The organism is Pasteurella testudinis DSM 23072 (genome assembly GCF_900176075.1).
Taxonomy (GTDB): Bacteria; Pseudomonadota; Gammaproteobacteria; order Enterobacterales; family Pasteurellaceae; genus Chelonobacter; species Chelonobacter testudinis.
Map to the genome: position 1 here is coordinate 24,678 of NZ_FWWV01000024.1, position 13,560 is coordinate 38,237.

A 13,560-nucleotide genomic window follows, 5' to 3' on the forward strand; every position below is an offset into this window, starting at 1 on the left:
GCACTTTTAAGCCCGCTTTAAGCGGAATTTAGAATACCCGTTTAAACGGCTTGACCACCACCTCGCCATACACGCCGGCAGCCACATAGGGATCTTCGCGCGCCCACTGTTTGGCTTGCTCCAAACTGTCGAATTGGGCGATGACGGTTGAACCGGTAAAGCCGGCTTCGCCCGGATTTTCATCGTCAATCGCCGGATTCGGACCGGCAACCAGCAAGCGATCTTGCGCTTGAAGTGCGGTCAAACGTGCCAAATGGGCTTCCCGAGCCGCCAGACGTTGTTGCAGCGTGTTCGGTTTGTCTTGTGCAAAAATAACATAGTACATCTCTGTTTTCCCCTTATTTTACGGTTTGATTGGCTTGATAGGCTTTCAGTTCCAGAACGGCTTGTTCCAATTCTTGATTGTTCTCTTTCGGAATCGCTTTCGGCCGCCCGTTTTGATCGATGGCGACGAAGGTAAATACCGCATCGGTGACGCAATAGCGCTCGTTAAACGGTTCGGTCGAGACTTTTTTCACCCAAACTTCCACTTCGATTTTAATTGAACTGTTACCGACTTTGACACAACGGCCATAGCAACAAATCACGTCGCCGACCGACACCGGACGGATAAAATTGATTTTATCGACGGAAACGGTGACGACTTTACCTTGTGCAATCTCTTTGGCCATGATCGCACCGCCGATGTCCATTTGCGACATGATCCAACCGCCGAAAATATCTCCGTTGGCATTGGTGTCGGACGGCATCGCCAGCGTGCGCAACAGCAGCCTGCCTTTGGAAATTCGCCCCGGATTCGCACCAAGTGCGGTTTCAACAAATTCGTGTTCCATCATTAATCCTGATTAGTTATTATTTGGTTCATTATCTTTCGGCAAATATTTATACAGATAAACGCCGGTTATCACGGTGGCGACCAAGGTCATGCCGATTACGCCGAACACTTTAAAGGTTGCCCATGCGTCATCGGACATATAGTTGCTGATATACAGATTGACCAGCATACAGAGTACAAAAAACAGCGCCCAGCCTAAGTTGAGATTGTTCCACACAAATTGCGGCAGGTTGATCTCTTTTCCCAACAGACTTTTGACCAACGGTTTTTTAAAGCCGTATTGGCTGACCAACAAGGCAAGCGCAAAAACGGCATACACAATGGTGACTTTCCATTTCAAAAATTCCAAATCGTTGAAATAAACCGTCAGCAAACCGAAGAAAACCACCGCCGCCGCCATGATTTTCTGCTGTTTTTCGATACCGCCGAATTTCAGCTTTAAAATAATCAGTTGCAGCACGGTGGCGACAATCAGGGTGATCGCGCCGGCTTGAATGCCGTAAATTTTATAGGCGGCAAAAAACAGAATTAAAGGGATAAATTCGAGTAGTTGTTTCATTGAAACTTCCGTAGGATATTTTTATCGATAAACAGTTGGTAGAAACGATAGGTGAATACCAGCGTGAAAATACTGATGGCGGCGCTGATGACGGCGACAATAATACTGCCGGGCAGAGACGACGCGATTTTTGCCAACTGTAGCGTGATAACCAAGGGCAGCAGATACACCAGCAGCGTAAACAAAAACAGCGGCAGCACACGTTTGATACCGTTCAGCCACACCAGTTTTAGGGCGGCGGAAAAAGAGCTGTTTTCCAGCACATAAGAGTAGGGCGCCAGACACAGGCGGATAAACAGATAGCAGCCGATGATTACCGACAGCAGGGCAAGGAGCGAGCCGCCACCGTTGGCGACGTAACTTGCCGCCGCTAAGCTGAACGGCAACACGATGATAAAATTCAGTAATAAAAACACCGGCGTTTTCTTCACCGCATAAGAAAGTGCGGTTGTCAGTTGCGCCGCTTGCTGATTACTGATAAAGGTGATCATACTGAGAAACCAGAGGATCAAAAGCGAGTTGACGATTTGTCCGGCAAGGGTGAAAAACACGAAAGTGCGGCCGCCTTGATCGGTTTGCATATCGACAGAGTTCAGCAGAGAGCGGAAAAGCAGATTATCAATCACTAAAAGCGCCAAAAAAAACAACACCATTTGTTTTTGATTCAGAATAAAATTCCAACTGTCTTGGAAAATTTTGGCAAAATTAACAGGCATAGTTCGTCCTACAACAATAAAAAACGGCATTGATTATAGCAATTATCTCGGGAAAACTCACGAGTTATCCGTCGCTTGATGGCGATCGCAGACGGATAACACCGCGTTATTTGTAGGCTTCGAACAGTGCGCTGTTGGCGACCAGCTGGGCTTTGGTCAACGAGAAAACGCCGTCGCCACCGTTTTCGAAGCGGATCCAGTTAAACGGCACGCTTGGGAATTGCTCGATTAAATGCACCATGCTGTTGCCGACTTCGCACACCAACACACCGTTGTCGGTTAAATAATCGGCGGCGTGTGCTAAAATGCGTTTTGCCAAGATTAAGCCGTCTTGTCCGGCTTCCAGCGCCATCATCGGTTCGTGGTAAAATTCCGCCGGCATTTCGTCCAGGTCTTCGGCATCGACATACGGCGGATTGGTGACGATCAGGTTGTATTGGTCTTGCGGCAGCGCAGTAAACAGATCCGATTGAATCGGGAAAACATGGTGCAGCGCATTATGGCGTTCGATATTGATTTCGGTGACTTGTAACGCCGCTGGCGACAGATCCACTGCATCAATTTCCGCATGGGGAAATTTTGCCGAGCAGGCAATCGCAATGCAGCCGCTGCCGGTACACATATCCAAGATTCGCTGCGGTTCTTCTTTTAATAAACCGGTGAAACCGTCCTGAATCAATTCGCCGATCGGTGAACGCGGCACAATCACCCGCTCGTCCACATAAAATTCCAAGCCGCAGAACCAGGCATTATTGGTCAAATAGGCTACCGGCGTGCGGGTTTCAATCCGTTGAATCGCAGCATTAAACAGTTTCTGTTTTTCGTAAGAGGTCAGGTTGGAGGTGTAAAGTGCGGTCGGCACGTCTTGCGGCAGGTGCAGCACCGATAACGCCAGTTGCACCGCTTCGTCCCAAGCGTTGTCCTGCCCGTGTCCGTAAAAAATATCGGACGCGTTAAAGCAGCTGTATATCCAACGCAGAAAATCTTGAATGGTTTTGAGATCGTCCCGATTGGCGGAAAGTTGCATTTCTTCGACTAATTCGGGATTGTATGTAATATTTTCGGACATAAATTGAGTACCTTGTGAAAACCGCACTTTATAAATAAAGTGTTATTTATACCATATTTTCGCTGTTTTGACTTTATTGCTTCAGGCTTTATTTTTGTGATATGATTATATCACGTTTATGCGGGGTTTACAGATGATCAAAAGTTTTAAACACAAAGGACTGAAGCAGTTTTTTGAACGCGGTACGACAAAAGGAATTCGGGCGGATCATGCTAAAAAGATTCGTTTTATATTAGCCACGATTCATGTTGCCAGTAGTATAGAGCAACTGGCAGATATCTATCAATTTCACGAATTAAAAGGTGATCGGTAAGGGATTTATTCGATGACAGTTTCAGGAAATTGGCGGATTACCTTTGAATTTATTGACGGCAATGCCTATATTTTGAATTACGAAGATTACCATTAGAAAAGGAGAAAATATGTTTAATCCTCCACACCCCGGCGAAGTGTTGATGAATGCTTTCGTTGAAGAAAAAAATATTAAAATAAAAGCGTTGGCTGAGCATCTCGGCTTTTCGCGCGAAACCTTGTCGCGTGTGCTGCACGCTAAAACCCCGATGACAGCCAATTTAGCGTTAAGTTTGGAGGAAGCGGGCATCAGTACCGCAAGTTTCTGGCTTTCATTGCAAACACAATACGATTTATGGCAGCTGAAAAACAACCGCACTTCGCACATTAAACCGTTCGTCAGCCAAAAGAAAGCGCAAACCACAAGTGCGGTAGCGTTGTGATAGTGGAAGCGGACGATATTAAGCTGTTTCATCAGCAGATTAAAGGGGCGAAGCGGTTAACGCAGGATACTTATGTTGCGCCTCGGCTGAAATCCAAACGTAAACAGCAGTATAAAGAACTGGTGCAGCAGCAGGACAATCTGTTCTATTTTTCCGATCAATACGAACCGCTGTTGCAAGAAGATCAGAAAGTGCGGTATCTGCGCGAAGGGGAGGATTCCCATTTGTTGAAACAGTTGCGCCGTGGCGATTTTGCGCCGGAACTGTTTCTGGATCTGCACGGCTTAACCCGTGAGCAAGCCAAAACCGAATTAGCCGCACTTTTACACGCCTGTGAGAAAGAAAATATACATTGCGCCAGTATTATGACCGGCTACGGCACATTTGCCTTGAAACAGCAAATTCCCCGCTGGCTGGTGCAACACCCGAAAGTGCGTGCGCTGCATCAAGCGCCGAAAGAGTGGGGCGGCGATGCGGCATTTTTGATCTTGTTTGAGACCGTTGAAAAATAGTTTATTCAGGGGATTGGGGTCGTAAAATCAGAAGAGAGAAGACAAAAAAGCCCGCCAGTAGCGGGCAATTTAATTTCAAAGTTGGCATTACAACACCATTGCCGCAATCCAACCGAAGATGACCAATGGAATATTGAAGTGGATAAAGGTCGGTACGACGGAATCCCAGATGTGATCGTGTTTGCCGTCCACATTCAAACCGGAAGTCGGCCCCAGTGTGGAGTCGGAAGCCGGAGAACCGGCATCGCCCAGTGCCGCGGATACTGCAACCAGTGAAACCGTTGCCATTTCGGAGAAGCCCAAACTGATACAAATCGGCACATAAATGGCTGCGATAATCGGTACGGTAGAGAACGAAGAACCGATTCCCATGGTGATAAACAAGCCGATTAACAGCATAATCAACGCGGCCCAGCCTTTATTGTCGCTGCCGATGGTTTCGCTGAAGGTTTGCACCAATGCCGCCACGCCGTCGGTTTCTTTAATCACATTGGCGAAGCCGGAGGCGGCGATCATCACAAAGCCGATCATCGCCATTAAGCGCAAGCCTTGTTGGAACAGATCGTTGCTTTCTTTCAGTTTGAAAATACCGCCCACGGCAAAAATCATCAGTCCGACCAAACCGCCGACGATAATCGAATCGGTATAAAGTTGTAAGGCGAAAGTGACGAAAATCGCCAACAGGCTGATAGCGACATGTGTCGGGCTGATTTGCGCCACCCGACGTTCAATGTCGTCCGCCGTCGGTTCGGGCGTAGCGACCAAGTATTGGCGTGGTTTGCGATAAGTATAGAACATTGCGGTTAAAAGCCCCAAAATCATGCCACAAACCGGAATCAACATCGCGGCGGAGACTTGCGCCGCCGTGGTTTGCAAGCCGAGCGCTGCACCGGCTTCATTAATTTTGGTAACCAGAATGTTATCGATAAAAATCTTTCCGAAGCCGACCGGCAAAATCATATAGGTCGCGGTTAAACCAAAGGTCAACACGCAGGCGACCGCGCGGCGATCCAGTTTTAGGCGGTTCATAATATCCAACAACGGCGGTACGACAATCGGGATAAAGGCAATATGCACCGGCAGCAGGTTTTGTGAAGAAACGGCGAACAGGGTCAGCAGCAGTAAGACTAAATATTTAAACCAGAATAGAGCCTTTTCACTCGGCTGTTTACCCAGTTTTTTAATCACTTGCATCGCCAACAAATCGGTCAGGCCGGATTTGGAGATCGCCACGGCAAACGCGCCCAAAATGGCGTAGTTCATCGCCACCGAAGCGCCGCCGCCCAAGCCGTTGGTAAAGGTATTGATGGTGGTTTGAATATCCATACTGCCGAGCAGACCGGCGGTAAGGGCGGAGATAATCAGGGCAATGACCACGTTTACCCGCATCAGGCTGAGCGCCAACAGCAGGATAATGGACAGCACCACATTATTGGTGAGTAACATAGCGGTTAGTTCCTTAATGAAAAATCAAAAACAAACAAAAAAATATAAAGCGAGATTCTAAAACAAAATTCAATTATTTTCCGCAATTTATTGGTTATTGCCGTTAAATAACGGAAATCCGCCCAGTTCTTTTAAGCGATTGACCATATAACAGAATAATTCGGCGGTTTTTTCGGTGTCATACAGGGCGGAATGCGCCTGTTTTGCATCGAACGTAATACCGGCGGCATGGCAGGCTTTGATCAGGACATTATTGCCGAACATAAATGCGCCTAAGGTGGCGGTATCAAACGTGCCGAACGGGTGGAACGGATTGCGTTTCAGTTGGCAGCGTTCCGCCGCCGCCATTAAAAATCCGTGATCGAACGCGGCGTTATGCGCCACGATAATCGAGCGTTTGCAGTCGGCGGCTTTTTGTGTGCGGCGCACCAGTCTGAATAGGTCGCCAAGTGCGGTTTCTTCGCTCACCGCCCCACGCAACGGATTATCAATATCAATGCCGTTGAATTTCAGCGATTCGGGATTGATATTCGCCCCCGAAAACGGCGTGATATGAAAATGGCATTTCTCGTCGGGTTGCAGTTGTCCTTGTGCGTCCATTTTTAAGGTGACGGCGGCAAGTTCCAACAGCGCGTCCGTTTTGGCGTTGAAACCAGCGGTTTCGACATCAATAATCACCGGAAAATATTCACGGAAGCGGTTTTTCAGCAGGTTGAAGTCGGTTTGAACGGGTGTTTGTGCAGATGTGGTCACAAATGAAGATCCTGTATTGGCAGTATCAAACCGGCGCTAATGGTTGCGCCGGTAACTAAATGGAAGTAATGGAATTAGTTGCCTAAACCGGCTTTGGCGCTTTTGTTTTCAATAAATTCGATTTTGTAGCCGTCCGGATCTTCGACGAAAGCGATCACGGTCGTGCCGCCTTTGACCGGACCCGGTTCGCGAGTCACGTTACCGCCTGCTGACCGCACTTTGTTACAAGTGGCGGCGATATCGTCGGTGCCGATCGCAATATGGCCGTATGCCGTGCCCAGTTCGTATTGTTCCACGCCCCAGTTGTAGGTCAGTTCCAAAACCGCACTTTTGTCCTCGTCGTCGTAACCCAAAAATGCCAGGGTGTATTTATACTCGGTGTTTTCACTGGTGCGCAAAACACGCATTCCCAGCGCTTCGGTATAAAATTTGATTGAACGGTCCAAATCGCCGACGCGCAGCATGGTATGTAAAATTCGCATGATTAGTCTCCTAAATTGTTAACGTAACAACAAATATGGCATTATAATGTCAATTTATCAGTTACTGCCATTAATTTTAGCATGTTGGACGTTTTATGTCAGACCATAACGAAAACAAAATTCAGATTACGCTGCTTGCGCTGTTGCCGCCGCTTGTGCTGTTGGGGGCGGAAACCGCACTTTTCTTATTGCCGCCCGATGATTCACAAGCCCTCGCCAGCTTTATCGCCTATTTTGCCTTTGCGGTACTCTGTTGCCAGCTAGTGACCCATGTGGTGTTCAGCAAAGGCGAAATCTGCAACGGGCAGCGCTCGCGTTTAGTCCGCGCCAATCTGTTTTTGCTGCTGTATTGGATCGGGCTGTTTCTGCTCGGCGCGCTGGCGCAAAAACGTTATGTGCCGTTGGCGTTGCTGATTGGCGCAGCCATCTTATTGCTGGTCACGGTATGGCAGCAGCCGAAAGACGATGAACGTCTGCGGCGTGGTATTTTGTTATTCGGTACAATCTGCGGCGGATTGGGCGTGTTGTGCTATTTGGCGATTTTATGGAATTTGCCGCGGCAAGACTGGTTTGCGTACAGCCCGTTCAGCCAACTGTTGCTCGGTTTGGTGTTGAGCGCTTGGCAGCTGCGTTTGTCGCGTAACCGCTTGCAGGGCTTTATCGCACTGCTGCCGCGCCTGATGTTGTTAAGCCTGTTGTTGAATGCGCTTTACAGCGTGGTGGTTTTATTATTGCTACATTGGAATTTAACTCTGCTTCCCCTCAGCACCGGCGCATTTGCCGGCTATTTTGCGCTGCATTTGCTGTTGGCGGCGCTGCTGTTTTGGCTGATTTCAAGCCGTAAAACATTGGATTTAGCATGGTTATCGCTGTTGCTGCTGTTGAGCATGGGGCTACCGTTTTTATTAATTTACCTCTAACCTGATTTTATTTATGTGGAAAAAATGCCTTGCCGTGTGTATTGCCATTCTGTTGCTGTTGGCGGCAACAGTCGTTTGGCTGCTATTCGGCAACGGCATACAAACCACGGCGAACTATTTTCTGGCGCCGGATTATCACATCAGCCTCGCTGAGCCGATTGATATCGATACGGACGGGATTTTACTGCCGCAAATCACTGTCGCCGGCGCGCAAAATTCGGCGCATCAGGCTTGCCGTTTGGTTGACGGCGAACAGATCCGTTTGGCGTGGTGGCAGCGCAAATTGACACTGGAAAAAGTGCGGTTGGATTACGCCTGTTTGCAACAGCTGATGAATCAACCGAACGAATCGATCGATAGCCAACCTTTTACCCTCACTCGCTTATTCGCCTTGTTGCCGCTAGGGGAAGTTGAAATTGCCGGGCTTGATTGGCAGAACGCCGAAGCGGTAACCCATCCGCAACTGCAACAACTTCTCCACGCAACAACCCATGCCAGAGCCGTTCGGCAAGGATCGCAATTGCGGCTGCAGCTGCAGGCGACGGAACAACAAGACGCCGATACAACACGTAAGCTGGCAAATCTGGACGGGATTTTATTTGAAAATACACTGACGGCCTTTCTGATTTATCAGCCGGATGAGCACCAATACAATCAAGTGACTTTGAATGCCGAGCTGGCGGACAGTTTCGAACAGCTGCCGCTGAATGCCGATCTGGATTACCGTTGGCGTTCTGCCGACATGATTATTCCGCAGGGCGGTATCAGCCTGACATGGAAAGATCAACAGGCGCAGTTGCAGCTGTACGAAGTGGCGGGGCAGGAACAGCATCAACTGCTGGATTTGCCTTTTGATATAAAAAACGGACAGTTACAAGTCAGCAAGGCGCAATTTAATTGGGCAAAAGATTTGCCGCAACCGATGAACGGTTTTCTCGATCTGGATTTGCAAGCGGAGCAGCCTGACCGCACTTTTTGGAACAGTTTTCCGCTCAATATCAATTTCCGGCTTTCTTTGTTGTCGAGCGGTGACAAAGGTAAAGGCTTGATTGTGATTCAAGGTTTAAACGGCAAAATTGATCGGCAAGCCTTGCAGATTCCGTTGCAGGTTAACGGAGAAGTCAAATCTTTCGACAGCATTTTTTATACCGATTTGCCGATGCGGATCGAAGGCCCGCTACACGATCCGATTTTGCGTTTTTTGAGCGGCTCACTGCTGCGTATGACCGGCAACACCGAATACATTGATATCGCAGAGTTACGTTTGCCGCTTGCGGGCGTGGTGGTCGGACAATACGGGATCAAAGGGCGGTTGCAGGCGATTTTAAAAGGTAAAACCCGTCAGTTTGAACGGATTGATTTGCGGCTTGACGGACGGGCTAACGAGTTTATCGCCGGTATTCACTCCATTTTTAACATTCGTTCGGCGCAAGAAGTGCCGTCCCGTTTGTCGGCGGCTGCGGCAACAAACCGCTGGAACTGGAATTTTTGGGGCTATGCCGATATTCCGAGCCTGCGCAATGTGGTCAGTTTGCGCGGGCGTGGGTTTTGGCATGACAACCTGATTAATATTCAGTTATTAGACGGCGAACTAGGGCGTTTCGCGTTGCCTGGGGTACAGGTCGAACCACTGCTGTTGTCGTTGTCGCAAACCATCAGCTGGGATTACCAACAGCAGCGCCTGAGCGGTGCATTGGCGGTCAACACGCCGCGAATCCAATTGGATTACGGCGGGCAGATTTTAAAACCGGATATCAGTGTCGGCATAGAGGGTAAAGATTTTTCCGACTTGAATTTGAAAAGCGAGTTGACTGCAGATCGCTTAGGGCCGATCCGCCTGTTCGCCACCTATCAGCAGGGTGCGTTACGCGGTAACGTTTATTGGCCGCAGCAGTCTTCCAATGTGTTTCAACCGCTCTTTCCCAAGCGTTGGAATTGGCTGATTCAACGCGGCTCTATTCGTGGCCAAACCGCCTTTTCGATTACGCCGGAAAAGGGCTTGATCGCAGGTGGACATATTGCCATTGAAAACGGCAGTATCGCCTTGCCGAACGGTGCAATCAGCGGTATCAATTTCTCCTTACCCTACCGCTATCAAAACCAACGTTTCCAATTGGGGGTGAAAGAGCCGGTCGAAGTGAAAATTGCCAGCTTGGATAACGGCGTGCATTTAAAAGACGTGTCGTTACAGGTGCAAGGCTATTATCCTTACACGCGCAAAAGTCCGTTATCCCTGACCAAACTGAATTTAAAACTGTTGGGCGGCGAGCTGAATGTGGATAAATTTTCCCTGCCGCAGCACAATCCGGCTTATTTGCGTTTGAGCAATATCGAATTAAGCGAGATTTTAGAGTTAATGCAATATAACCAATTGGAAATGGTCGGAAAAGTCAATGCCGATCTGCCGTTTTGGATTGAAAATTCGCCTTGTATCATTTGTGACGGCGTGATTGAGCAGGGCAGCGACTGGCGGATTCATTTAAGCGATGAATTGATCAGTAAAATTGAGCAGGGCGGCGGTATTACCGAGCGGATTCTGACTAACCTGATGGAAACGATGGACGTGTACGATTCCAATATCAACGTGAATTTGTTGCAAGATGGTACGGGTTTGCTGAATGCCAAAATCAAAGCCAATAATGCGTTACAAAATCCGATCTTTTTGAATTACAATCATAAAGAGAACGCCTTTGATTTGTGGCAGTCGATTAATTTTGGTTCGGAACTGCAACAAAATTTAGAATACCGTTTATATCAACGACGCGAACAATAGAGAGCGATTATGTTATTCAATTTCAAGTTTACCGCACTTTTATTCAGCCTGCCTGTGTTGCTTGGTTGCGTGCCGAAAATCCAACTGGAAACCCCGAAAGAGGGGATCACGATTAACATGAATGTGGAAGTCGAGCACAAAATTCAAATCGAAACCGATGATAATACTCGCCGGATTTTGGCAGAGGATAATATCTTGCAGCAATAGGGCAAAGTGCGGTTTGCATACCGCACTTTTGCTCGATTATTTATTCCCGCCCTGCCAGTTCGCCCAATCGAAACCACGGGTCGGCAGCACACGCCGCAACCACCAATACAATTTGGTCGGAAAGGTGACTTGGTAACGGGCTTTCGGTTTGGCACTGTTCAGACACTGCAACACCGCTTTGGCACAGGCTTCCGCCGGCAAGGTGAACGGATTGGCGTTGCCTTTGCTGTTCAGCCGTTGCAATTGATGTTGATAAGCGCTTGCGTGGAAACTGTTTTGCCAGTCGATGTGCTGATGAAATTTTTCCAGCGCATTGGGACGGAATTTACTGGTAATCGGACCGGGTTGCAGCAGGCTGACGAAAATCCGGCTGTCGCGCACCTCTGTTCGCAAGGTATCGCACAAACCCTCCAGCGCAAATTTACTGCTGTTATACGCCCCACGCCACGGCATCGCGGCAAAGCCCAAAATACTGCTGTTGACGATAATCCGTCCGTGCCCTTGGCGGCGGAAAACCGCCATTGCCTGTTGAATACATTCCCAAGTGCCGAACACATTGGTGTCGAACTGTTCACGCAACGCAGCGCGCGAAATATCTTCCACCGCACCGGTTTGTCCGTAACCGGCGTTGCAGAAAATCGCATCTAAGGTGCGTTCGGCGCTGAGGGTTTGCAGCACTTGCCGAATTTGTGCCGAATCGGTGATATCCAGTTGTACGCATTCCAGCCCTTGTTGTTGCAGCTTGACCACATCTTCCGCCTTGCGGCAACTGGCGATCACCTGCCAACCGTGTTGTTGCAGGTAAAGTGCGGTCGCATAGCCGATGCCGCTGGAACAGCCGGTAATCAAAACGGTTTTTTTCATGGTGTCAATCCAATTGGTGTAGCAAAGATTCAATATTTTTCAAGCCGTTTAAGCGGGTTTCGCTCAAGCGTGGGGCAATGCCGCAGGATTGCAAAAGTGCGGTCATATCAAACTGCCGAATCTCGCTTAACGGCAACGATTGCAAAGCGCTTAGCAGCAGATAGAGCAGACCGTTCATAATCCGTGCTTCGCTGTAGGCGGAGAAACGATAACCGCCGTCGGGCTGTTTTTGTGCCGTAAACCGCACTTCGACTTCGCAGCCGTGAATTAACGGCATCCGGCTCAATTCGTCGGTGTCAAGCGGCGGTAGTTTTTTGCCCAGTTGGATCAGCAGACGGTAGCGTTCTTCCCAACCCGGTAACGTAGCAAATTGTTGTTGAAGTTGTTTAATATTTTCCATATTTATCTTGTCACATTTAACAGGGTGTTTAATACGCCATTCAACGCAGCAGCGCTAAAGCGTTATCTAACGCTGCAAAAAATTGCTCGACTTCCGCAGCGGTGTTATAAGGGGCGAAAGAGAGGCGCAAGGTACTTTTTTGCCCTAAACGGGTCAAATAAGGTTGCGCACAATGTTCGCCGGCGCGCAGGGCGATGCTTTGTTCACTCAGTAACGTATTCAGATCGGAAACGGCAATGCCGTCAAACACAAAGCAGACGACGGAACTTGACTGCGGCGAGTTGAACAAGCGCACGTTGTCATAGCGCCGCAACCGCACTTTAACCTGTTCGGCAAGCGTGACCGCATGCTGTTCCGCTTGAATTAAATCTTGGGTTTTCAGCCAGTTTAACACCGCGCCAAAACCGATGACCGCCGCAATATTCGGCGTGCCGGCTTCAAGGCGGTAAGGCAGGGGACTAAAGCTGATCGCCTGTTTACTGACCCGATCTACCATTTTGCCGCCGTAGACCAGCGGCGACAGTTTTTCCAGCGATTCGGTTTTGCCGCTCAACACCCCCAGTCCGTTCGGGCCGTAGAGTTTGTGCGCGGAAAAGGCATAAAAATCGGCATCAAGCGCTTGCATATCCAATTGAAGATGGGCGATCGCCTGTGCGCAATCGACTAAAACCAACGCTTGCGGCGCAGTTCGGCGCACGGTTTTGACTAAATCGGCAATCGGTTGCTCGGTGCCGGTGACATTGGAGACATAATTCAGCGCCACTAATTTGGTACGCGGCGACAGCGCTTGTTGCAAAACCGCACTTTCAATCAGCCACTGCTCATTAATCGGCAACACGATCAAGTTAGCCGCCCGCTGCTGCGCCAATATCGACCAAGTGACGAAATTGGCATGGTGATCCGCTTCGCTGATAATGATTTCATCACCGGCTGCGATGAAGTGCGCCAAACCGTTGGCGACCGTATTGATCGCCTGCGTCGTGCCCGAAGTCCAAATAATACTCTCGACCGACGGCGCATTAATCAGCTCGGCGGTCAAACGGCGTGCTTGTTCGTAAAGTGCGGTCTGTTGCGCCTCATGCTGACTGCGGTGCACCGAACCGGCGCTTTGGTAGAAAGCCAGCGTACTGTCGAGCAACACCTGCGGTTTCAACGCCGTGGCGGCGGAGTCCAAATAGGTCAACGATCCGTTTTGGCAAAAGTACGGAAAGGCTTGGCGGAATAGGGCAGGGTTGAAATCGGATTGTAGTTTAGACATTGCTTACACCATTCGAAAAAAGAAGTCGCATT

Annotated in this window: 17 protein-coding genes; 6 read left to right on the forward strand and 11 right to left on the reverse strand. The window is 49.0% G+C overall.

Going from position 1 to position 13,560, the window contains the following annotated elements; translation table 11 throughout:
• Positions 1 to 28: 28 nt before the first annotated feature.
• The 5 genes from B8880_RS08900 to prmB all read right to left on the reverse strand — a co-directional run bounded on the left by B8880_RS08900 (position 29) and on the right by prmB (position 3,179).
• Complete coding sequence (locus B8880_RS08900; protein ID WP_084257265.1) at positions 29 to 325, reverse strand: YciI family protein; 297 nt, start codon at positions 323 to 325, stop codon at positions 29 to 31.
• A 13-nt stretch (positions 326 to 338) separates the two neighbouring features.
• Complete coding sequence (yciA, locus tag B8880_RS08905) at positions 339 to 833, reverse strand: acyl-CoA thioester hydrolase YciA (RefSeq protein ID WP_084257266.1); 495 nt, start codon at positions 831 to 833, stop codon at positions 339 to 341.
• Positions 834 to 845: 12 nt separating this feature from the next.
• The gene (locus tag B8880_RS08910; RefSeq protein ID WP_084257267.1) at positions 846 to 1,394 is read right to left on the reverse strand and encodes a septation protein A; all 549 of its coding nucleotides are present in this window, start codon (positions 1,392 to 1,394) and stop codon (positions 846 to 848) included.
• Positions 1,391 to 2,110, reverse strand: a complete 720-nt coding sequence (locus B8880_RS08915) for a hypothetical protein (protein WP_084257268.1) — start codon at positions 2,108 to 2,110, stop codon at positions 1,391 to 1,393. The genes B8880_RS08910 and B8880_RS08915 overlap by 4 nt, the downstream gene beginning before the upstream one ends.
• Before the next feature lie 106 nt (positions 2,111 to 2,216).
• Positions 2,217 to 3,179, reverse strand: coding sequence for a 50S ribosomal protein L3 N(5)-glutamine methyltransferase (gene prmB / locus B8880_RS08920; RefSeq protein ID WP_084257269.1), 963 nt, complete (start codon positions 3,177 to 3,179; stop codon positions 2,217 to 2,219).
• A gap of 133 nt (positions 3,180 to 3,312) precedes the next feature.
• On the opposite strand from prmB, the gene B8880_RS08925 reads away from it, so the two are divergent.
• The 3 genes from B8880_RS08925 (at position 3,313) to smrB (ending at position 4,425) form a co-directional block, all read left to right on the forward strand.
• Positions 3,313 to 3,492: a type II toxin-antitoxin system RelE/ParE family toxin gene (locus B8880_RS08925; RefSeq protein WP_425272999.1), complete on the forward strand. Its 180-nt coding sequence runs from the start codon at positions 3,313 to 3,315 to the stop codon at positions 3,490 to 3,492.
• Positions 3,493 to 3,601: 109 nt separating this feature from the next.
• On the forward strand, positions 3,602 to 3,913 hold the full coding sequence (locus B8880_RS08930) for a HigA family addiction module antitoxin (protein ID WP_084257270.1): 312 nt from the start codon (positions 3,602 to 3,604) through the stop codon (positions 3,911 to 3,913).
• The gene (gene smrB / locus B8880_RS08935; protein WP_084257378.1) at positions 3,913 to 4,425 is read left to right on the forward strand and encodes an endonuclease SmrB; all 513 of its coding nucleotides are present in this window, start codon (positions 3,913 to 3,915) and stop codon (positions 4,423 to 4,425) included. The genes B8880_RS08930 and smrB overlap by 1 nt, the downstream gene beginning before the upstream one ends.
• A gap of 87 nt (positions 4,426 to 4,512) precedes the next feature.
• Here smrB and B8880_RS08940 read toward each other — a convergent pair whose 3' ends face one another.
• The 3 genes from B8880_RS08940 to gloA form a co-directional block, all read right to left on the reverse strand.
• Positions 4,513 to 5,871, reverse strand: a complete 1,359-nt coding sequence (locus B8880_RS08940; protein WP_084257271.1) for a Na+/H+ antiporter family protein — start codon at positions 5,869 to 5,871, stop codon at positions 4,513 to 4,515.
• 87 nt (positions 5,872 to 5,958) lie between these two features.
• Positions 5,959 to 6,624, reverse strand: coding sequence for a ribonuclease T (gene rnt, locus B8880_RS08945; protein WP_084257272.1), 666 nt, complete (start codon positions 6,622 to 6,624; stop codon positions 5,959 to 5,961).
• Between the two features lie 74 nt (positions 6,625 to 6,698).
• A complete protein-coding gene (gloA, locus tag B8880_RS08950) occupies positions 6,699 to 7,106 on the reverse strand; it encodes a lactoylglutathione lyase (protein ID WP_084257273.1) in 408 nt (135 codons plus the stop codon).
• Between the two features lie 95 nt (positions 7,107 to 7,201).
• On the opposite strand from gloA, the gene B8880_RS08955 reads away from it, so the two are divergent.
• From B8880_RS08955 to B8880_RS08965, 3 genes are read left to right on the forward strand one after another with little or no spacing between them, the layout of a single operon-like run.
• Positions 7,202 to 8,026: a hypothetical protein gene (locus B8880_RS08955; RefSeq protein ID WP_084257274.1), complete on the forward strand. Its 825-nt coding sequence runs from the start codon at positions 7,202 to 7,204 to the stop codon at positions 8,024 to 8,026.
• Positions 8,027 to 8,039: 13 nt separating this feature from the next.
• Positions 8,040 to 10,799, forward strand: coding sequence for a YdbH family protein (locus B8880_RS08960; RefSeq protein WP_084257275.1), 2,760 nt, complete (start codon positions 8,040 to 8,042; stop codon positions 10,797 to 10,799).
• Between the two features lie 9 nt (positions 10,800 to 10,808).
• Positions 10,809 to 11,006: a YnbE family lipoprotein gene (locus B8880_RS08965; protein WP_084257276.1), complete on the forward strand. Its 198-nt coding sequence runs from the start codon at positions 10,809 to 10,811 to the stop codon at positions 11,004 to 11,006.
• A gap of 36 nt (positions 11,007 to 11,042) precedes the next feature.
• Here the strand turns inward: B8880_RS08965 and B8880_RS08970 are convergent, their stop codons facing one another.
• The 3 genes from B8880_RS08970 to B8880_RS08980 are packed head-to-tail and all read right to left on the reverse strand — an operon-like array spanning position 11,043 to position 13,528.
• Entirely contained in the window at positions 11,043 to 11,870 is an 828-nt protein-coding gene (locus tag B8880_RS08970) for an SDR family NAD(P)-dependent oxidoreductase (protein WP_084257277.1), read from the reverse strand.
• Between the two features lie 4 nt (positions 11,871 to 11,874).
• Positions 11,875 to 12,270 carry a SufE family protein gene (locus tag B8880_RS08975; RefSeq protein ID WP_084257278.1) on the reverse strand — a complete coding sequence of 132 codons (396 nt, stop codon included), beginning with the start codon at positions 12,268 to 12,270 and terminating at the stop codon, positions 11,875 to 11,877.
• Between the two features lie 40 nt (positions 12,271 to 12,310).
• Positions 12,311 to 13,528 carry a cysteine desulfurase gene (locus tag B8880_RS08980; RefSeq protein WP_084257279.1) on the reverse strand — a complete coding sequence of 406 codons (1,218 nt, stop codon included), beginning with the start codon at positions 13,526 to 13,528 and terminating at the stop codon, positions 12,311 to 12,313.
• Between the last annotated feature and the right edge of the window lie 32 nt (positions 13,529 to 13,560).

Bases quoted from the DNA above. Each gene is read 5' to 3' on its own strand.
- yciA (WP_084257266.1), bottom strand. From the start codon at position 833: ATGGAACACGAATTTGTTGAAACCGCACTTGGTGCGAATCCGGGGCGA.
- B8880_RS08900 (WP_084257265.1), bottom strand. From the start codon at position 325: ATGTACTATGTTATTTTTGCACAAGACAAACCGAACACGCTGCAACAA.
- B8880_RS08915 (WP_084257268.1), bottom strand. From the start codon at position 2,110: ATGCCTGTTAATTTTGCCAAAATTTTCCAAGACAGTTGGAATTTTATT.
- B8880_RS08910 (WP_084257267.1), bottom strand. From the start codon at position 1,394: ATGAAACAACTACTCGAATTTATCCCTTTAATTCTGTTTTTTGCCGCC.
- prmB (WP_084257269.1), bottom strand. From the start codon at position 3,179: ATGTCCGAAAATATTACATACAATCCCGAATTAGTCGAAGAAATGCAA.
- B8880_RS08940 (WP_084257271.1), bottom strand. From the start codon at position 5,871: ATGTTACTCACCAATAATGTGGTGCTGTCCATTATCCTGCTGTTGGCG.
- gloA (WP_084257273.1), bottom strand. From the start codon at position 7,106: ATGCGAATTTTACATACCATGCTGCGCGTCGGCGATTTGGACCGTTCA.
- B8880_RS08975 (WP_084257278.1), bottom strand. From the start codon at position 12,270: ATGGAAAATATTAAACAACTTCAACAACAATTTGCTACGTTACCGGGT.
- B8880_RS08965 (WP_084257276.1), top strand. From the start codon at position 10,809: ATGTTATTCAATTTCAAGTTTACCGCACTTTTATTCAGCCTGCCTGTG.
- B8880_RS08925 (WP_425272999.1), top strand. From the start codon at position 3,313: ATGATCAAAAGTTTTAAACACAAAGGACTGAAGCAGTTTTTTGAACGC.
- B8880_RS08955 (WP_084257274.1), top strand. From the start codon at position 7,202: ATGTCAGACCATAACGAAAACAAAATTCAGATTACGCTGCTTGCGCTG.
- B8880_RS08970 (WP_084257277.1), bottom strand. From the start codon at position 11,870: ATGAAAAAAACCGTTTTGATTACCGGCTGTTCCAGCGGCATCGGCTAT.
- B8880_RS08930 (WP_084257270.1), top strand. From the start codon at position 3,602: ATGTTTAATCCTCCACACCCCGGCGAAGTGTTGATGAATGCTTTCGTT.
- B8880_RS08960 (WP_084257275.1), top strand. From the start codon at position 8,040: ATGTGGAAAAAATGCCTTGCCGTGTGTATTGCCATTCTGTTGCTGTTG.
- B8880_RS08980 (WP_084257279.1), bottom strand. From the start codon at position 13,528: ATGTCTAAACTACAATCCGATTTCAACCCTGCCCTATTCCGCCAAGCC.